The sequence below is a fragment of the Nocardioides sp. NPDC127514 genome, assembly GCF_040302125.1.
Taxonomy (GTDB): Bacteria; Actinomycetota; Actinomycetes; order Propionibacteriales; family Nocardioidaceae; genus Nocardioides.
The window spans coordinates 125,917-144,441 of sequence record NZ_JBEORF010000011.1; the positions used below are offsets into that span (position 1 = coordinate 125,917).

Below are 18,525 nucleotides of genomic sequence, written 5' to 3' on the forward strand. Positions count from 1 at the left end.
CCCGGTCCCGGCCGCGCTCAGGGACGGTCGAACGGGTCCTCGGGCACCTCGAGCTCGAGCTGCTCGGCGTAGACCTGCTCCTCGGCCCGCCGGTCGGCCAGCCACGCCGTCAGCGCCACCACGACCAGCTGCGAGCGGGACTCCGCGGCCATCTCGTGGACCATGGCGTCCAGCACGTCGACATTCGTCGCCAGGAGACGCAGGGGCATCGTGACGTACGGGTCCTCGAGCCGTTTCGGCTGTGGGACCGTGCGCATGAAGGTGCCGTCGGAGACGGGCCTGGTCTTCTCGCGCAGCGCTGCCTGGTGGGCGCGCAGCAGGACCGGCAGCCGGGGGCGCGTCGCCGCGACGGCGTCGAGCATGACGTCGACCAGCGAACGCGGGACCTCCTGGCTGTAGGTCTTCCACTGCGCCGCCAGGGATGCCGGCACGGAGAGGCTGATCGCCTGCACCGGCATCCCCTGGCGCCGCCCGGCGCCCTCCCGCTTCGACTTCGTGCGATGGGCCGGGGTGCCCTTGCGGGAGATCGGGTCGAGCTTGCTGGGGGCAGGGTCCGACGGGGCTGTGTTGGATGGGGAAGGTGTATCCGACACGGTGAGCTCCTGTGGTGGGTGTGATCCATGTGTCAGGAGTGATTGTGTCGGACAGCACCGACAGTTTCGTGAGGGCGGGTGTCAGATCACCATGCTCAGTGCCAGCACGAACACCAGACCGGACACGGAGAGCACCGTCTCCATCAGCGACCAGGACTTGATCGTCTGGACGACGTCGAGGCCGAAGTACTCCTTGACCAGCCAGAACCCGGCGTCGTTGACGTGGGAGAAGAACACCGAGCCGGCACCGACGGCGAGCACGACGAGCGAGACCTCGGCGGCGGGCATGTTGGCGACCAGGTCGACCACCAGTGACGAGGCGGTGATGGTGGCGACGGTCGCCGAGCCGGTGGCGAGGCGGATGAGGACCGCGAGCACCCAGGCGAGCACGATCGCGGACACGCCGGAGCCCTGGGCCCAGTCGGCGAGCTGGGTGCCGATGCCGGTGTCGATCAGCGACTGCTTGAACCCGCCACCCGCGGCGACGATGAGCACGATGCCCGCGATCGGCGGCAGCGACATCTCGACCGTCTTGGCGATCTGGCGGCGATCCATCCCGGACCCGCGGCCGAGCGTGAACATGGCGACGATGACCGCGATGGTCAGCGCGACGAGCGGGTAGCCGATCACGTCGAAGACCTGCTGGAAATTGTTCTCGGGGTCGTTGATGACGATGTCGACGATCGCCTTGGCGAGCATCAGCACGAGCGGCAGCAGGACGCTGAACAGGGTGACGCCGAAGGAGGGGCGGCGGATGTCGGTGGCTGTGGCGGCTCCCGGGCCGCCCACCGGAGTGGAGTCGTAGGTGTGCGGTGCTTCGACGACGACCCAGCGGCCCGCGAGCCGGCCGAACAGCGGCCCGCTGACGATGATGACCGGGATGGCGACCAGTACGCCGAGCGCGAGCGTCGTGCCGAGGTCGGCCTGGAGCGCGCCGATCGCGGCGAGCGGACCCGGGTGTGGCGGCACCAGGCCGTGCATCGCCGAGAGGCCCGCAAGGGTGGGGATGCCGACGGTGATGAGCGAGACCTGTGCACGACGGGCGACCAGGTAGATGACCGGCATCAGCAGCACCAGGCCGATCTCGAAGAACATCGGCAGGCCGATGATCGCGCCGACGAGCGCCATCGCCCAGGGCAGCGTACGCACCGAGGACCTGCCCACGATCGTGTCGACGATCTGGTCGGCACCGCCGGAGTCGGAGAGGAGCTTGGCGAACATCGCGCCCAGCGCGATCAGCAGGCCAACGCTGGTGGCGGTCGCGCCGAAGCCCTCGCCGAAGGAGGTGATCACGTCCATGACGTTGCGTCCCGCCAGCACCCCGACAGTGATGCCGCCGAGCAGGAGCGCGAGGAACGGGTGCAGCTTCACGTAGGTGATGAGGACGACGATCAGGGCGATCGAGGCCAGCGCGGCGGCGAGGAGTACGCCGCCGGAGGCGACCGGTGCGACCGGCTCTGGCGCAGCGAGGAGGATCATGCCGACTCCTTGGAGATCAGGGTGGGGGTCAGGTTCTCGGTGGTGAGGAAGCGGTCGACGATCGCGTCGATGTCCTGGTCGATGTCGATGGTCGTGCCCTGCTCGTCGGGAGCGAGGGGCTCGAGGGTCGCGAACTGCGAGCGCAGCAGCGACGGCGGCATGAAGTGCCCCGCGCGAGCGGCGAGGCGTGCCTCGACCACCTCCGGGGTGCCGCTGAGGTGGAGCAGCCGGAGTCCGCGGGCGCGGCTGTGGAGCAGATCGCGGTAGCTGCGCTTGAGTGCCGAGCAGCTCAGCACCGCGCCGGTCTGCTCGTGCTCGGCGAGCCAGCCACCGAGCGTCTCCAGCCAGGGCTGCCGGTCGTGATCGTTGAGCGCACGACCGGAGGCCATTTTCGCGATGTTCTCCGGCGGGTGGAAGTCGTCGGCGTCGGCGAAGGGGACCCGGAGGCGCTGGGCGATCGCAGCGCCGACGGTCGACTTGCCGGAGCCGGAGACTCCCATGACGACGAGGAGGGGGTTCTGTGTCACGCGTCACAGGGTGCATCAAAAGGCATCCGTTTGGCAAGGCGAGGCGTCATAACGGATTCTGATTACGACGGGTCGGGATTGTGCGACGATGCCGCAGTGACGACTTCCAGCGGTGATGCCGTACATCGACTGCACCAGAGCGTCCGGGACGCGCTCGGACGCAGGATCGTCTCTGCCGAGCTGCCGCCAGGGTCCGTTCTCACGCTGGAGGGGATCCAGGCGACGTACGACGTCTCGCGCCCGGTCGCACGGGAGTCGGTACGCGTTCTCCAGGCGATGGGCATGGTCACCACCCGGCGACGGGTCGGCATCACCGTCCTCCCGCGGCAGGAGTGGAACGTCTTCGACCCGCTGGTCATCCGCTGGCGGCTCGACGGCGACGGCCGGCGCGAGCAGCTGCTGTCGCTCTCCGAGCTCCGGCTCGGGTTCGAGCCGATCGCGGCCCGGCTCGCCGCCGAGCGGGCCGAGCCCCAGCACCACGGCGAGCTGGCCCGATCCGTGGCCGACATGGTCGTCCACGCTGCCGCCGGCGACCTGGAGGCCTATCTCGAGGCCGACACGACCTTCCACCGCGTCCTGCTCAACGCCTGCGGCAACGACATGCTCGCCGCGTTCGGGGACCTCGTCGCCGAGCTCCTCGCCGGACGTACGCACCACCACCTGATGCCCGACAAGCCGAACCCCACCGCCATCGAGCTGCACGAGAAGGTGGCGATCGCGGTACGCAACGGCGACCCGGCAGCCGCCGAGGAGGCCATGCGCGCCATCATCGACGAAGCCGCCGAGGCCCTCGCTTCCGCCGACGACCCGCCGGAGGGGGATACCGATTGGTGAGCGTGTGACGCCGTGCGGTAATGTTCGGAGCGCTTCGAGCGGAGAAATCCACTCGCAGTTTCGGGCTGTGGCGCAGCTTGGTAGCGCACTTGACTGGGGGTCAAGGGGCCGCAGGTTCAAATCCTGTCAGCCCGACAGATCGCCCCTGACCTGCTCATGCAGGTCAGGGGCGTTTTTGCGTCTGCCCGCGAGGTTCACCACGTTGCCCGTTGGCGGGCCAATGGGCCCATGCTGGGCTCACGAGGTCGAAATGCGTCTCCGTCAGCCGTCAAGGTTGGTGATCCGGGTGCAGGTAGCCCTGCGTCACGGCGGGGGGCGGCGTTCGTCCAGAAGGGCGGCGATGCCGTCGCCGGAGACGTGACCCGGTCGGCCGGCGAGGTCGAGCTGGGCGTCCAGCGTGAGCGCAGCGTTGATCAACGACAGGTGGGTGAAGGCCTGCGGGAAGTTCCCGATCTGCTCTCCGTTGACGGCGATCTCCTCGGAGTAGAGGCCGACGTGGTTGGCGTAGGTGAGCATCTTCTCGAACGCCAACCTCGCCATCTCGACCCGTCCGGCGCGGGCCATGGCGTCGACGTACCACATGGTGCAGATGGAGAAGGTCCCCTCCGACCCCTGCAGCCCGTCGGGTGAGGCGGCCGGGTCGTAGCGGTAGACCAGGCTGTCGGTCTCCAACTCCTCCTCGATGGCGTCGAGGGTCGACAGCCACCGCGGGTCCTGCGAGGAGATGAAGCCGACGACCGGCGCCAGGAGCACGGAGGCGTCGAGCACGTCGGTCTGGTAGTGCTGGACGAAGGCCTGGCGCTTCTCGTGCCAGCCGGCGGTCATGATCTGCTCGTAGATGGCCTCGCGCGCCGCCGTCCACCGTGCGACGTCGGCCGCTCGCCCTCGCCCGTACTTCGTGGCCTGCCGGATCCCGCGGTCGAAGGCGACCCAGCACATGACCCGTCCGTACGTGAAGGACTGGAGACCGCCGCGTGTCTCCCAGATGCCCGCGTCGGGCTGGTCCCAGTGCTCGGACAGCCAGTTCAGGATCCGGGAGAACGTCTGGAGCCCTTCGTAGCTGGCGGGCAGTGCACCCAGTCGGTCAGCTTCGTAGGCGCAGTCGGCGAACTCGCCGTAGATGTCCTGCTGTATCTGGTCGGCAGCCCCGTTGCCGATCCGGACCGGGCGCGATTCCCTGTAGCCGCTGAGGTGATCGAGGGTCTCCTCGACGAGGTCGGGGGAGCCGTCGACCCGGTACATGATCTTCAGGGGAACGGCTTCGTTGGCGGCTGCGGATTCGCGCGCCCGGTCCCCGACCCAGCGGGCGAGCTGCGCGGCCTCCTCGGTGAAGCCGAGACCGAGCAGGGCCCGTATCGAGAACGACGAGTCTCGGATCCATGTGAAGCGGTAGTCCCAGTTGCGCTCTCCGCCCAACTGTTCGGGGAGGCCGGCGGTGGCCGCCGCGATCGGTGCGCCTGTGGGGGCGTAGGTCAGCAGCTTGAGCGTGATGGCGGACCGGTTGACGATCTCGCGCCACCGCCCCCGGTAGGTCGAGCGCGCCAACCACGAGCGCCAGAAGCCGACCGTGCCCTCGAGCGCCGCGAGCACCTCACCCTCCTCGACGCGGCGGGGCCCGTCCCCGGCCGTCTCCAGGACGAAACCGACGTCTTGGCCCTCCTCGACCTCGAACGACGCCACCACGTCGTCGCCGACCTGTTCGAGGGGCACCCCCGCGTGGAGGACGATGCGGGTGCCACCCGACTCGAACACCGCCCCCGAAGGGGTCACCTCCACCGTGTGGGAGGCGCGGCCGTAGTCGAAGCGGGGCGCGCACGACATCCGGAACCGCGTCCGCCCGCGTACGCCTCGCACGACGCGGACGATCGTGTGCTGGTCCCGGGCGACCTCGGGATCCGAGATCGGCATGAAGTCGATCACCGAGCTCGTGCTCGCCTCGACCATGAACCGGGTGGCGAGAACCGCCGAGTCGCCCAGGTAGCTCTGCCTGGTCAGGTGGCCGTCTCCCTCCGGAGCGATGCGGAAGCGGCCGCCGCGGTCGGCGTCGAGCAGAGACGCGAACACGCTCGGCGAGTCGAAGCGCGGGGTGCAGAACCAATCGACGTCGCCGTTGCTCGCCACCAGCGCCGCGGTCTGCAGGTCCCCGATGATGGCGTGGTCGGCGATTGAGGGCTGCTCGGCCATGAGCTTCTCCTTGTCCTCCTAGGAGGGGTGTCGCCGGCGGGCAGACGCCCGCCGGGTGCGGCACCGTTCGCCGTCGGCATCGGCGGTTCGATTCTCGCCCCCTGGTGCCGCACCGACGTCACCCACTAGGGATGAAACAGCTGTCGGCGGCCTGATCCCATCGTTGACGGGTGGATGGCAGACAGGGGCTCACCGTTCATCTCCGCTCCAGGACAACTGGCCGGTTCGGGTCCGCCCTATCCGAAACGGGTGATCCGCTGGGCCCGTCTTCGCCGTTGTACTGGAGCAGTCGCGCTCCGATGTGTGTCGGGGGCGGCGAAGGGAGATCGACATGTGTCGTTGGCTCGCATACTCAGGTTCGCCGGTGCTCCTGGAGGACCTTCTGTTCAAGCCGGAGAACTCGCTCGTGGTGCAGAGCAAGCACTCACGCCTGGGCGTGGAGACGGTCAACGGTGACGGCTTCGGTGTCGGCTGGTACGGCGCCCAGGACACCCCAGGGATCTACCACAGCATCGAGCCCGCCTGGAACGACCGCAACCTCCGAGAGCTCTCGGCCCACGCTGCCGCCGGTCGGGTCTTCGCGCACATCCGAGCGACGACCGGCACGGCGGTCCAGCAGACCAACTGCCATCCCTTCCGCCATGGCCGCTGGCTGTGGATGCACAACGGGGCCATCGCCGACTTCCCGTTGCTGAAGCGCGACCTGACCCTGGCCGTCGAGCCCGGGCTGTTCCCCGACATCGAGGGATCGACGGACTCGGAGCTGTTCTTCTTCCTCGCCCTGACCTTCGGACTCCAAGAGAACCCGCCGGAAGCGGTGGCTCAGGCGGTTGGCCTCATCGAGGAGACGGGGCGACGCCACGGAGTCGAATACCCGATCCAGATGTCGGTGGCGACCACCGACGGGGAGACCACGTGGGCATTCCGCTACTCCAGCGAGGGTAGGTCCCGATCGCTGTTCCACAACACCGACGTCGCCACACTCCGTCTCCAGTACCCCGACAACCCGGTACTGCATCAGCTTTCCGATGACGCACGCCTCGTAGTGTCCGAGCCGTTGGGGGACTTGCGCGGGGCGTGGCGGGAGGTGCCGGAGTCCTCCTGCCTCATCGTCAGGGGTGGCCGCGAGGAGCTGCAGGAGTTCTCACCTTCGCCCACCCGTCCACTGGACTGACGCAGCTCTCGAAGGGAGTTCCACGTCTCCGGGTCATCCATATGGGATGACGCATCGACAGGGATCCGCCGCCGATGATGACAGGGACGAGGTGCCGCAGAGGCGCCCGCAACCAGTGGAGCAGGTGGTGGCATGACCGACCAGGAGACCGTGCACGAGAGCGAATCCCTCGACGAGCTCGGTCCTGTCGACTGGATCGTGGTGGAGTTCCCCGGCAGCCGGTTCAACGGCAAGATCGCGCCCACGCTGATGGACCTGGTCGACCGCGGGATCATCCGGATCCTCGATCTGCTGATGATCCGCAAGGGGGAGGACGGGTCGTTCGATGCGTTCGAGATCAGCGACCTCGACGACGGCGAGATCGGGGGCATCCGGGACTACGAGACCGCGATGGCCAACCTGCTGAGCCAGGAGGACGTCGAGTCCGTCTCGGCGGCCGTCGCGCCGGGCAGCACCGCCGCGCTGTTGGTCTGGGAGAACACCTGGGCCGCCCCGTTCGGATCAGCGGTGCGCCACGCCGGCGGACAGCTCGTCGCGAGTGGCCGTATTCCGGTCCAAGCGGTTCTCGCAGCCATCGAAGCAGATCTTGAAGAGGAGGACTGACATGCCATTGAGACGTAGGGCACGACGGGGAGTCATCGGCCCCGCGCCCGTTGCCAGGACAGCCGCCGTCGTAGGTACCGCCGCCGTCGTCACTCACGGCGTACGCCGGCGGGGCGACCGCCGCGAGGACCGCCGAGACGACCGCCGCGACCGGCGAGGCTGAAAGCGCTTCGCGACCGGCCGCTTTGGGGCGGCTGAATCACCCGGCCCGGGTGATGAGAGAACAGATCAGACGGCTCTAGGCTTCCAGCGATCCACGACTGGAAGAGGCGGGACCTGCGATGGGAATCTTGTGCGCGCGACGAGACGACGCCCCAGCCGTGCGTCGGTTCCGGGCGGGCTGATTCACATGACGCTCCGCGTGTCGGAGCCGGCGACGTCATGACCGAGGGTCGGCAGAACGGCAAGAGGCTCCTCGGTCGGGTCGCCGGCGCCGTGACGGAGAGGGTCGTCGTCACGGTCGATCCCGATATCGTCCTGGAGCACGTCGACCTCAACGCCCTGCTCAGCCGGGTCGACCTCGACGCGGTCTTGGCGCGGGTCGATATGGATGCGTTGCTCGCCCGGGTCGACATCAACACGCTGCTGGCCGACGTAGACCTGGACGCCCTGCTGCGGAATGTCGACCTCGAGGCGCTCGTACGCCGCTCCGGCATCCCCGACATCGTGGCGGAGAGCACCTACTCGATGGCTGGATCCGCCCTCGACGTCGCCCGGCGACAGCTGGTGGGGCTCGACGTCGTCATCGACCGGATCGTGGACCGGCTGATGCGACGGAGCGAGGCCGAGCGACGGGACGGGCCGCTCAGCCTGGTTGCGGCCCGAGGAGCAACGCCCGATCTCAGGAACGGCAGCGCCAGGATCCGTCGGGTGCGCCGCTCGGTGTCCGGACATTATGCGGGAGCGATCAGCAGGGCAGCTGCCGCTCTCATCGACGGACTTCTCATCGCCGGCCTCTACACGCTGGGCGTCGCCGGGTTCAGCTTCCTGCTCGACATGTTCACGTCCATGTCGCTCACCGACGACCGCTCGACGCTGCTCGGGATCGCTGCCTTCGTGAGCTGGGCGTTCTCCTACGTCTTCATCAGCCTCGCCATCACCGGCCGGACGATCGGCAAGGGACTGACCGGACTACACGTCGTACGCGCCGACGGCACTGCTCCAGGGGTGCGCACGATGTTCGTCAGGACGCTGGTGTTTCCGCTCAGTGTGGTGTTCTTCGGGATCGGCCTGCTTCTGATCGTGGTGCAGCGTGAGCATCGTTCCTTCCACGACCTGATCGCCAAGACCTGTGTCGTCTATGACTGGGGAGACCGCAGCGCTGAGATGCCGGGGCCACTCTCGGACTTCCTCGACCGCGCCCGATCGGACTCGCCACAGCGCTGACGACGCTTGCAGGCTCAGGAGCCGCCGCTGAGCCGGACCTCGGACCAGTCGAGGCCGTCCAGATTGACGACGATCGCCTCCTGGGTGGTGCGTGCGATCACGACGACGGCCTCGGTGTCGGTGTCGGGGTTCTCCTCGCGGTGAGGGACCCACGGCGGCACGAAGACATAGTCGCCGGGGCCGGTCTCCACCCGGGTCTCGACGGGCTCGTCTCCCTCGGTGTCGAGGAAGACGAAGACCGGGTTGCCGGAGACGACGTAGATCGCGGTCTCGGAGGCACCGTGGTGGTGGTTGGCCGAGGCGGTCGAGGCGGGGACATGGGTCTGGCCCATCCACAGGTTCTTCGCGCCGACGGTCTTGCCGCTGACCGCCTCGAGCCGCCGCATCCCGGAGGTCTGCCCGGTCTGGTCGACGAGGCCGGAGGGGGCCACGTGGTGGAGGTGCCGGTGAAACGCGTCGATCTCGGCGGGGACGAGGACACCGCTCGGCGTGCGGATGTAGTCCCCGTCAGAGGACCCGGCAGGTACGTGAACGGCAGACATCAGGCTCCTTTGGCCAAGGTGAGGACAGGGTCGTTGCCGGGCATGGCGAGCAGTGGCCGCAGGACGGCGGCCACCTGTGCGGCCGTCTCCTTGGGCAGACCGGGTCGGGTGCAGACGTAGAGCGGGAGCGGGTCGGGTGTCGGGAGATCGGGCACCCGGACCAGGCCCTCGGGAGTCTCGCCCAGGGTCGCCATGAGCGCGACGCCGAGGCCGGCCCCGACGGCTGCCTGAACGCCGGCCAGCTGTATGGCCTCGGCGCCGATGGTGGCAGGGATCGAGTGATCGGCGAGCGTCTCCAGGGCTCGGCTGCGAAGCGCGCACGGTTCGTCGAAGGCGACGATGGGCACGGGGCTGGTCGCCGCGGGGAGGCGCCACGAGTGCGAGGCGAACCAGGTGAGCCTCAGATCTCCGACGTAGAGGGCCCGAGGGTCGTCTGCCTGCTGGATCAGCAGGGCCAGGTCGATGCCACCGGCGGTGAGGCCCTCGCGCAGCTTGTTGCCACGGTCGATCCGGAATCGGAAGTCGCGCTTCGGCACCGACTGCGCCAGCGCTCTGGACACGTTGGGCAACAGCTGGGCGGCGGCGTGCTCGGTCGACCCGATGGTGACCGTCATCGGAGCGTCTGTGGGGGACGGACGGAACTTCGCCACGGTCTCATCATGCAGCGCGATGATCCGGCGCGCCTGTGCCAGGAGCACGGATCCATCGGCGGTGAACCGGGACCCGCGACCCTGCCGCTCGACCAGCGTGCGCCCGATCGCGGACTCCAAGCGGCGTACGTGCTGGCTGACCGCGCTCTGTGTCAGGTGCAGCGCGGTGGCGGCCCGCTGGAAGCCGCCGAAGTCTGCGACGGCGACCAGGCTGCGCAGCGGGGCGATATCCAGATTCTGGCTCATGTCGATCAGAGTAATACACAATTGATGAGCGTTCGTGATGGTTCAGCATCGTGGAACGTCGTTGGACCCGGTGGCATTTGTCTATCAAACTCATAGACATAAGGCTCTCTGGGAAGAGGGCCACCGCGGGCTGACACCCGGCCGCGGCTGACCATCACGGAGGCAGCATGTCCCGACGCACGATCAAGCTGGGCGCCGTCCCGTACGGCACCGGCGGTCCGGGCCAGCACCGGCTCTGGCTCGACCCCGAGATCCCGGGCGACGCGAGCGTGAACATCGACTGGTTCATCCAGACGGCCAAGCTGGCCGAGCAGGGCCGCTTCGACCTGATGTTCATCGTGGACAGCCAGTTCATCACCCCGCACAGCCCGCCGCACTACCTCAACCGTCTGGAACCACTCACCCTGCTCTCCGCGGTGGCCACCCACACGAAGCATCTCGGTCTGGTCGGCACCGCGACCACGAGCTTCAACAGCCCCTTCAACCTGGTGCGCCGCTTCGCCTCCCTCGACCTGATCAGCCACGGTCGCGCCGGGTGGAACGTGGTCACCACCGGTGACGCGGGCACCGCGACCAACTACGGGCTCGCGGAGCACTACGACTACGACACCCGTTACGGCCGCGCTCAGGAGTACGTCGAGCTGGCCCGTGCCCTGTGGGACTCCTATGAGGACGACGCCTTCGTACGCGACCGAGAGACCGCCCGGTTCCTCGACCCCGACAAGCAGCATGCGCTAAACCACGAGGGCACCTACTTCAAGGTCGCCGGCCCGCTCAACCTGCAGCGCAGCCCGCAGGGACATCCGGTCATCTTCCAAGCCGGTGACTCCGACCAGGGTCGCGACCTGGGTGCCTCCGTCGGGGAAGGGATCTTCACCCACGCTCCCGACATCGGCAGCGGCCAGGCGTTCTACGACGACATCAAGACCCGCGCCCGCGGCTTCGGCCGCAACCCGGACAACCTCGTGATCATGCCGGGGGTCAAGGTCGTCGTCGGCGACACCGACGAGGAGGCCCGTGAGATCGAGGCCGCGGACCACGAACGCGACCACGGCTTCGCGGAGGCTCTCGCTGAGTTCGGCCGGCCCTTCGGCTGGCACGACTTCCGGCAGTACGACCTCGACGCACCCTTCCCGGCCGAGGCGCTCGAGCACGGCGAGCGGTCCTTCTTCACCCAGGCCCAGAAGATCACCCAGCGAGCGGTCGAGAACGGCTGGACGCTGCGTCAGACCGTCGAGGCGACCCGGGTCTTCCGTAAGTCGGAGTTCGTCGGCAGCCCCGAGACGGTCGCCACCAAGCTGCAGGAGTGGTGGCAGGCACGGGCGTGCGACGGCTTCAACATCGGCGTCGACCACCCGGCCAACTTCAGGCGGATCGTGGAGGAGGTCATCCCGATCCTGGCCGAGCGCGGCGTCTTCCGCCGCGAGTACGAGGCCACCACCCTGCGCGGAAACCTCGGCCTTCCGGTCCCGGAGAACCGCCACACCCTGACTCGCCGTACTCCGACGAGCTGACCTCCACAGCGCTCGGGCGCCGAACGACACACCCACCTCACCGCCAGAGACGACACAGGAAGACCGATCACTCCCATGGCCAACAAGGCATTCGCGCGCAGCGACAAGCGCTCCATCTCGACCACGTCATCGACGCCGACCCTCAGCCGGCGCAGCCTGCTCGGCCTCACCCTCGGCGCCGCGGCCGTGTTCGCCCTGGAAGCCTGCGGCTCCGAGACCGGTGCCAGTGCGTCCGGTGGACGGATCACCTGGGCCTGGCAGCTGCCCACCACCTGGGACCCGGTGACCTCCTCGGCCGGCTCCGACGTCCAGATGCTGGCGCTCGTCTACGAGGCCATCACCGGCCTCGACGAGAAGGGCAACCCGGTGCCGTGGCTGGCCGAGAAGTGGACGTACAACTCCGAGGGCACGCAGGTGACCTTCACCCTGAAGAAGGGGTTGAGGTTCAGCGACGACACGCCGCTGGACGCCACGGCGGTGGCCAAGTCGATCGAACGCGGACGCACCGCCGACGGCTCCCTGATCGCTCCCCAGATGGTCGGGATCACCAAGGTGACCGCCTCGGGCGACCTCGACGTCGTGCTCGACCTGGCCGAGGTCGACTACCAGATCCCGGCTCTGTTCGCGGGCAAGACGGGCATGGTCGTCAACCCGGCCGTCTTCGAGAAGGACGCCGCCTCCCTGGCCACGAAGCCGGCCGGCTCGGGGCCGTTCAGCCTGACCACGTACGTCCAGAACGACCACGCCGAACTGGTGAAGAACGCCCACTTCCAGCTCGCCGACGAGATCAAGGTCGACGAGTTCCACCTCTACCCGCAGCCCGACCCGGCCACTGTGGTCGCCTCGGTCCAGTCCGGCCAGTACAACGTCGCCCGCATCTCCGGCGCCCAGGTCGAACAGGCCCGGCAAGCGGGCCTCGAGGTCCAGATCCTCGACTCGATGTTCGTCTCGTGCCTGGACGTACACGCCGGGAAGAAGCCGTTCGACGACCCCGCAGTCGTCGAGGCGCTCAAGTACGGCATCGACCGGGAGAAGATCAAGAAGGTCGCCAACTTCGACATCGGCGAGGTCAACTACCAGCTCTTCCCCAAGGGGTACGTCGGCTTCAACCCCGAGCTCGAGGGCGTCTACGAGTACGACCCGGAGAAGGCGAAGCAGATCCTCGCGGACGCCGGCCACACCGGCCCGGTCAAGGGCGAGTTCACCAGCAGCGGCCAGGCCGCGGCGGCTGTCGAGCTGATCCAGGCCCAGCTCAAGGAGATCGGGATCGAGCTCACCATCAAGTCGATCCCACAGACCCAGCACACCCAGCTGGTCTACATCGAGCACTCCCAGGCGCTGACCTACGACGGCTTCGCCGGCCGGGAGTCGCCGGTGCAGGCCTTCCAGGTCCTCTTCGGCAAGGAGGGTCTGATGAACCCGAACCGTGCCACGAACCCCGCCCTGGAGGCCCAGCTCAAGAAGGTCCGGGCCACTCCGACCGACGACCCCGCGTACCCCTCGGTCCTGCAGGAGGCGACGAGGATCGCGATCACCAGCTTCCCCAACACCTTCCTCTACAACGCGCCCCGGATCATCGCCCGCAAGAACGCCTCCGAGCTGCCCGCCTCGCCGAGCCTGCAGCGCTTCGAGGGAGTGACGACCTCGTGAGCGTGGCCCAAGCCACCTCTTCCACCGCCGCGTACGCCGACGCGTCGGCGGTACGACCGACCGCGGGCGCGGTCGGCGGCTGGCTCCGCCGCATCCTCAATCTGGTCGCGATCACCGCGGCCGTGCTGCTGCTGGCCTCGGTCATCACCTTCGCGCTCGGGGCGATGGCGAAGACCAACCCGGCCGCGGCGGTGCTCGGCGAGACCGCGACCGATGCCGACATCGCCCGGCTCGACCACCAGTTCGGTCTCGACCGGCCGCTGGTGGTCCAGTACGCCGACTGGCTCGGCTCCGCGCTGCAAGGCGACCTCGGCGTCTCCTGGTTCACGACCGTCCCGGTTGCCGACAGCATCGCCCAGGCGCTCCCGGTCGACCTCTCCATCGCCCTGCTCGCCATCGTGCTGGCGATCCTCGTCGGCGGGGCGGCCGGGATCGGCGCGGCGCTGAGCAACGGGGGAGTCTTCGACCGGGCGGTCACCGTCGTCTGCTCGCTGCTCGGCACGCTGCCGCCGTTCGTGATCGGGATGGCGCTGATCGTGGTCTTCGCGGTCAAGGCCAAGCTGCTTCCCGCCGGCGGCTACGTACCGATCGGGGAGAACCCGGCCGAGTGGCTCCGCTTCGCGATCCTGCCCTCCTTGGCGCTCAGCCTCGACGTCGCGGCCTCGATCGCCCGGCAGCTGCGCACCTCGCTGGTCGGGGCGCTGCGGGAGAACTACGCGATCGGAGCCCAGATGCGCGGCTTCGGTCGCCGGCGGGTCCTGTTCGGCCACGTCCTGCGCAACGCCGCAGCCCCCACGCTGGCCGTCATCGGCCTGGCCATCCCGCTCGTCATCGGCGGTGCCGTCATGACCGAGAAGCTCTTCGGCCTGCCCGGCATCGCGCAGCTCGCTCTGCAGTCCTCGGAGAAGGGGGACGTACCCGTGGTCCTCGGCACTCTGCTGGTCACCGCGGTCGTCGTCGTCATCGCCAGCCTTGTGGTCAACGTCGCCCAGGCGGCGCTCGACCCGGCCGCTCGCGGCGCGAGGGGCGGGAAGCGATGAGAACGCTCAAGGCCCTGCGGGCGCAGCCCGCCAGCCGCTTCGCCTTCGCGGTCCTGACGGTGATCGCCTTCCTGGTCGTCTTCGGCGGCACCCTGGCGCCGTACGACCCGCTGCGACAGTTCAGCGACGAGGTGCTCCAGGCCCCTTCGGGGAAGCATCTGCTCGGCACCGACTACGTCGGACGCGACGTCCTGTCGCGGCTCATGGCCGGCACGCGGCTCTCGGTGGTCGGTGCGCTGGAGGCGGTTGCGATCGCCGCGGTCCTCGGTGTCCCGTCCGGGCTGGCCTCGGCCTGGATGGGCAGGATCGGGGAGTGGGTCTCGCTGCGGATCGCCGACACCCTGATGATCCTGCCGTTCACCGTCTTCGCCATCGCCGTCGCCGGCACCATCGGCAACGGCATCCAGCAGGCGATGGTCGCGGTCGGCGTCCTGATCAGCCCGATGTTCTTCCGGGTCACCCGGGCCGCGGCCCTCGGCCTTCGGCGTACGCAGTACGTCGAGGCCGCCGAGCTGATGGGCGCGAGCCAATGGTGGACGCTGCGCAAGCACATCTGGAGCAAGGTGCTTCCCAACGTCGCCGTCGCCGCCGCACACGCCACCGGCGCGAGCCTCCTGGTCGTCGCCTCGCTCTCGTTCCTCGGGATCGGCGTCCAGCCGCCGGCGCCCACCTGGGGCGGGATGCTCTCGGCCGACCTCGGCTACCTCGGCCAGCAGAGCTGGGCACCGATCTTCCCGGCGCTCCTGATGATGGCGACCGTCGGGTCCCTCAACATCCTGGCCGACGGCATCCGTGACGCCGGCACCCAGCGCCGCCGCCGACGCCCGTCCCGCGCGCGCGACCGGAAGGAGACCGTCGATGCCGCAGCCTGATCCCGATACGTACGCCACCGGCCCCCGCACCCTCACCGTCGAGGACCTGCAGGTCAGCGTCGGGGACCACCTCGTCGCAGTGAACGGCGTCTCCTTCCAGATCCGCCGCGGCGAGGCCGTCGGCCTGGTCGGCGAGTCCGGCAGCGGCAAGACCCTCACCTGCCGCGCCGTCCTCGGGCTGCTGCCGGAGACCGGTGAGGTGGACTCCGGCACCATCACCCTCGGTGACGGAGACTCCGGAGTCGACCTCACCGGCGCCGGGCGTCCCACCTGGGACCGTGTCCGCGGCACCCGCATCGGCGCCGTCTTCCAGGATCCCGGCTCCTACCTCAACCCGAGCATCAGCGTCGGCCGCCAGCTCGTCGAGCAGCTCCGTGTCCGCGGCGGGCTCGGCAGGACCGAGGCCCGCGACCGTGCCGTCGAGCTCTTCGGCGAGGTCGGCCTCCACGATCCGGCAGGCGTCTTCCACCACTATCCCCACCAGCTCTCGGGCGGGATGCTGCAGCGCGTCCTGATCGCCATCGCCATCGCCTGCGATCCCGAGCTCCTGATCGCCGACGAGGCCACCACCGCCCTCGACGCCGTCATCCAGGCCGAGATCCTCGAGCTCATCGCCCGCCTGCGCCGCGACCACGAGCTCTCCCTGCTGCTGGTCACCCACGACCTCGCGGTCGTCGCCGAGACCTGTGACCGGATCCTGGTCATGTACGGCGGAGAGATCGTCGAGTCCGGTCCGACCGAGCAGGTGCTCACCGATCCGCGCCATCCCTACACCCGGGCCCTGCTCTCGGTGGCCACCATCGGGGACTGGTCGCGCCGCACCCTCGAGGTCATCCCGGGTCAGCCGCCGGCAGCGGGGGAGCGGATGCCGGGTTGCCGGTTCGCCTCGCGCTGCCAGTACGCAGCCGAGGCGTGCCTCGGCGGACCCGTACCCCTGACCGACATCGGACCCGTGCGCAGTGCTCGCTGCGTCCGTCTGGAGGCCTCCGCATGAGTACGCCGCTGCTGAGCATCACCGATCTCTCGGTCACCTACGCGCCTCCACGCCAGGGCACGCACCTCGGCGCCGGTGCCGCACTGCGCGACGTCAGCCTCGAGGTCCGCCCAGGCGAGATCCTCGGCATCGTCGGCGAGACCGGATCGGGCAAAACGACCCTCGCCCGCGCGACCGTCGGCCTGGTCGCGCCGGCCGCCGGGTCGATCGTCTTCGACGGCGCCGACATCGGCGGACTCACGGGGGCAGCACGACGCCGATTCCGCCGAAGCGGCCAGGTCCAGCTCGTCTTCCAGGACCCGCTGCGCTCCCTCGACCCCGACCTCACCGTCGACCAGATCGTCTCCGAGCCGTTGGCTGTGGGCGGCGTACCCCGGAGCGAGCAGCGCGCCCGGGTCGAGGAGGCCATCGGGCTCGTCGGTCTCGACCCGGCAGCCATCGGCGCCCGGCTACCGCGTCAGCTCTCCGGCGGTCAGCGGCAGCGCATCGCGCTCGCCCGCGCCATCGTCACGCGCCCGAAGCTGCTCTTCTGCGACGAACCGGTCAGCGCGCTGGACGTCTCCAACCGCAACCTCGTCCTCAGCCTGCTCGACCGGCTACGCCGCGAGCTCGGCCTCGCCGTCGTGATCATCGCCCACGACCTGTCCTCACTGGCCGGGATCGCCGACCGGATCGCCGTGTTCTACCGCAGCCGACTCGTCGAGACCGGCCACGTCGAGCAGGTCCTGACCCGCCCGGCGCACCCCTATACCGGTCTTCTCACCGCCTCCGCGCCTTCGGTCGGCCACGAGGACCGGCTACGTCCGGCGGACATCCGGCCCGCGCCGGACGCGGATCCCTTCCCAGCCGGACCCGGCGCCTGCGTGTTCGCCGCCCGATGCCGGTTCGCCCATGACGCCTGCCAGCAGGAGCCGGCCGCCATGCCGCTGCCAGGTGCCACCGAGCGAAGCGCCGCCTGCCACGTGGCCGCCACTTGGCTCGGCCAGATCCGCCCCGAGAGCACCGAGGACCTCCAGCTCGCCACGGAACCGGCCTGAGCCGCCTCGCCAACACACTCACCCCGAGCGACCGCCGGCACTCCGCCGGCAGACGAAAGGACCGAGCATGACCTACGACAACGTCGAGATCCTCGGCATGATCGGCACCGCCGACGCCTCCGAGATCCGTCCGTCCGATGGCACAGTCATCGACCCCGACTACACGGCCCGCTTCGCCCAGGCACACGAGGAGGGCGGCTTCGACCGGGTCCTGATCGGCTACGGCTCCGGCTGGTCCGAGGGCACCCAGGTGGCCGCGTACGCCGCCGCCCGCACCGAGCGGCTCGGCCTGCTGATCGCGCACCGGCCCGGGGTCGTACACCCGACCCTGGCCTCGCGCACGTTCACCACGCTCGACCAGTTCTCCAACGGTCGCGTCGCGCTCAACATCGTCACCGGCAGCAGCGACGTCGAGCAGCGGCGCGAGGGCGACTTCGTCCCCCACGACGAGAGGTACGCCCGCACCGACGAGTACCTCCAGATCCTCCGCGCCGCCTGGGACACCAAGGGCCCCCGCGACTTCGAGGGCGCCTACTACCGCTTCGAGGGCTTCACGCCCCAGGTCTTCCCCTACGCGGAGCGCCACCTGGAGCTCTTCTTCGGTGGCAGCTCCCCGGCGGCGTACGTGGTGGGGGCCAAGCACGCCGACACCTACATGCTCTGGGGCGAGCCCCTGAAGCAGACCGGCGAGCAGATCGCGACCATCACCGAGAAGGCGGCCGAGGCCGGGCGTACGCAGCGTCCCCGGGTCTCGGTCTCCTTCCGGCCGATCCTCGGCAAGACCGACGAGGCCGCCTGGGAGCGCGCCCACAGCATCCTGGACACCGTGAACGGCGAGATCGGAGCCCAGTTCAAGCAGAAGGTCAACAAGCTTCATCCGCAGGGCGCCGCCCCGGAGAACGCCGGCTCGCAGCGCCTGCTCGCCGTCGCGGAGACAGGCGACCTCCACGACCGCTGCCTGTGGACGCCGACCGCCAAGGCCGTCGGGGGAGGCGGCAACTCCACCGCGCTGGTCGGGTCACCGGAGACCGTGGCCGCCGCGATCCTCGACTATGTCGAGATCGGCGTGAACACCGTGCTCATCCGCGGCTACGACCCGCTCCAGGACGCCATCGACTACGGCCGCGACCTGCTCCCTCTGGTCCGCCAGGAGCTTGCCCACCGCGCCGCCCGGACCCGCGTCGCGATCTGAGCCTTCTT

Annotated in this window: 17 protein-coding genes and 1 tRNA gene; 12 read left to right on the plus strand and 6 right to left on the minus strand. The window is 69.3% G+C overall.

Features of this window, described 5'->3' with window-relative positions:
• Nucleotides 1-17 precede the first annotated feature (17 nt).
• The 3 genes from ABTX24_RS11010 to ABTX24_RS11020 form a co-directional block, all read right to left on the minus strand.
• Nucleotides 18-593 carry a hypothetical protein gene (locus ABTX24_RS11010; protein ID WP_160023719.1) on the minus strand — a complete coding sequence of 192 codons (576 nt, stop codon included), beginning with the start codon at nt 591-593 and terminating at the stop codon, nt 18-20.
• A gap of 81 nt (nt 594-674) precedes the next feature.
• Entirely contained in the window at nt 675-2,072 is a 1,398-nt protein-coding gene (locus tag ABTX24_RS11015; protein ID WP_350839494.1) for a GntP family permease, read from the minus strand.
• Nucleotides 2,069-2,572: a gluconokinase gene (locus ABTX24_RS11020; RefSeq protein WP_350839550.1), complete on the minus strand. Its 504-nt coding sequence runs from the start codon at nt 2,570-2,572 to the stop codon at nt 2,069-2,071. Before ABTX24_RS11020 ends, ABTX24_RS11015 begins: the two co-directional genes overlap by 4 nt.
• 123 nt (nt 2,573-2,695) lie before the next feature.
• Between ABTX24_RS11020 and ABTX24_RS11025 the strand changes: the two genes are divergently transcribed.
• A complete protein-coding gene (locus ABTX24_RS11025; protein WP_350839496.1) occupies nt 2,696-3,433 on the plus strand; it encodes a FadR/GntR family transcriptional regulator in 738 nt (245 codons plus the stop codon).
• 61 nt (nt 3,434-3,494) lie between these two features.
• A tRNA-Pro gene (locus tag ABTX24_RS11030) sits at nt 3,495-3,568 on the plus strand.
• Nucleotides 3,569-3,736: 168 nt separating this feature from the next.
• Here the strand turns inward: ABTX24_RS11030 and ABTX24_RS11035 are convergent.
• On the minus strand, nt 3,737-5,617 hold the full coding sequence (locus ABTX24_RS11035) for a glycoside hydrolase family 15 protein (RefSeq protein WP_350839498.1): 1,881 nt from the start codon (nt 5,615-5,617) through the stop codon (nt 3,737-3,739).
• Between the two features lie 331 nt (nt 5,618-5,948).
• Between ABTX24_RS11035 and ABTX24_RS11040 the strand changes: the two genes are divergently transcribed.
• The 3 genes from ABTX24_RS11040 (at nt 5,949) to ABTX24_RS11050 (ending at nt 8,780) form a co-directional block, all read left to right on the plus strand.
• Entirely contained in the window at nt 5,949-6,791 is an 843-nt protein-coding gene (locus tag ABTX24_RS11040) for a class II glutamine amidotransferase (RefSeq protein WP_350839500.1), read from the plus strand.
• A gap of 132 nt (nt 6,792-6,923) precedes the next feature.
• Nucleotides 6,924-7,394, plus strand: a complete 471-nt coding sequence (locus tag ABTX24_RS11045; RefSeq protein ID WP_350839502.1) for a DUF6325 family protein — start codon at nt 6,924-6,926, stop codon at nt 7,392-7,394.
• Between the two features lie 381 nt (nt 7,395-7,775).
• A complete protein-coding gene (locus tag ABTX24_RS11050; protein ID WP_350839504.1) occupies nt 7,776-8,780 on the plus strand; it encodes an RDD family protein in 1,005 nt (334 codons plus the stop codon).
• A gap of 14 nt (nt 8,781-8,794) precedes the next feature.
• Here ABTX24_RS11050 and ABTX24_RS11055 read toward each other — a convergent pair whose 3' ends face one another.
• Together ABTX24_RS11055 and ABTX24_RS11060 are read right to left on the minus strand one after the other, a co-directional pair.
• Nucleotides 8,795-9,322, minus strand: a complete 528-nt coding sequence (locus tag ABTX24_RS11055) for a cupin domain-containing protein (RefSeq protein WP_350839506.1) — start codon at nt 9,320-9,322, stop codon at nt 8,795-8,797.
• Nucleotides 9,322-10,218: a LysR substrate-binding domain-containing protein gene (locus ABTX24_RS11060; RefSeq protein WP_350839508.1), complete on the minus strand. Its 897-nt coding sequence runs from the start codon at nt 10,216-10,218 to the stop codon at nt 9,322-9,324. Before ABTX24_RS11060 ends, ABTX24_RS11055 begins: the two co-directional genes overlap by 1 nt.
• A gap of 167 nt (nt 10,219-10,385) precedes the next feature.
• On the opposite strand from ABTX24_RS11060, the gene ABTX24_RS11065 reads away from it, so the two are divergent.
• The 7 genes from ABTX24_RS11065 to ABTX24_RS11095 all read left to right on the plus strand — a co-directional run bounded on the left by ABTX24_RS11065 (nt 10,386) and on the right by ABTX24_RS11095 (nt 18,517).
• Nucleotides 10,386-11,732, plus strand: coding sequence for an LLM class flavin-dependent oxidoreductase (locus tag ABTX24_RS11065; protein WP_350839510.1), 1,347 nt, complete (start codon nt 10,386-10,388; stop codon nt 11,730-11,732).
• Nucleotides 11,733-11,807: 75 nt separating this feature from the next.
• On the plus strand, nt 11,808-13,382 hold the full coding sequence (locus ABTX24_RS11070; RefSeq protein WP_350839512.1) for an ABC transporter substrate-binding protein: 1,575 nt from the start codon (nt 11,808-11,810) through the stop codon (nt 13,380-13,382).
• Entirely contained in the window at nt 13,379-14,422 is a 1,044-nt protein-coding gene (locus tag ABTX24_RS11075; RefSeq protein WP_350839514.1) for an ABC transporter permease, read from the plus strand. The genes ABTX24_RS11070 and ABTX24_RS11075 overlap by 4 nt, the downstream gene beginning before the upstream one ends.
• Nucleotides 14,419-15,294, plus strand: coding sequence for an ABC transporter permease (locus ABTX24_RS11080; protein ID WP_350839516.1), 876 nt, complete (start codon nt 14,419-14,421; stop codon nt 15,292-15,294). Before ABTX24_RS11075 ends, ABTX24_RS11080 begins: the two co-directional genes overlap by 4 nt.
• Nucleotides 15,281-16,288 (plus strand): ABC transporter ATP-binding protein, encoded by a 1,008-nt coding sequence (locus ABTX24_RS11085; protein ID WP_350839518.1) that lies wholly within the window; start codon nt 15,281-15,283, stop codon nt 16,286-16,288. Before ABTX24_RS11080 ends, ABTX24_RS11085 begins: the two co-directional genes overlap by 14 nt.
• Nucleotides 16,285-17,325, plus strand: a complete 1,041-nt coding sequence (locus ABTX24_RS11090; RefSeq protein WP_350839520.1) for an ABC transporter ATP-binding protein — start codon at nt 16,285-16,287, stop codon at nt 17,323-17,325. Before ABTX24_RS11085 ends, ABTX24_RS11090 begins: the two co-directional genes overlap by 4 nt.
• Before the next feature lie 67 nt (nt 17,326-17,392).
• Entirely contained in the window at nt 17,393-18,517 is a 1,125-nt protein-coding gene (locus tag ABTX24_RS11095; RefSeq protein WP_350839522.1) for an LLM class flavin-dependent oxidoreductase, read from the plus strand.
• Nucleotides 18,518-18,525: the final 8 nt, after the last annotated feature.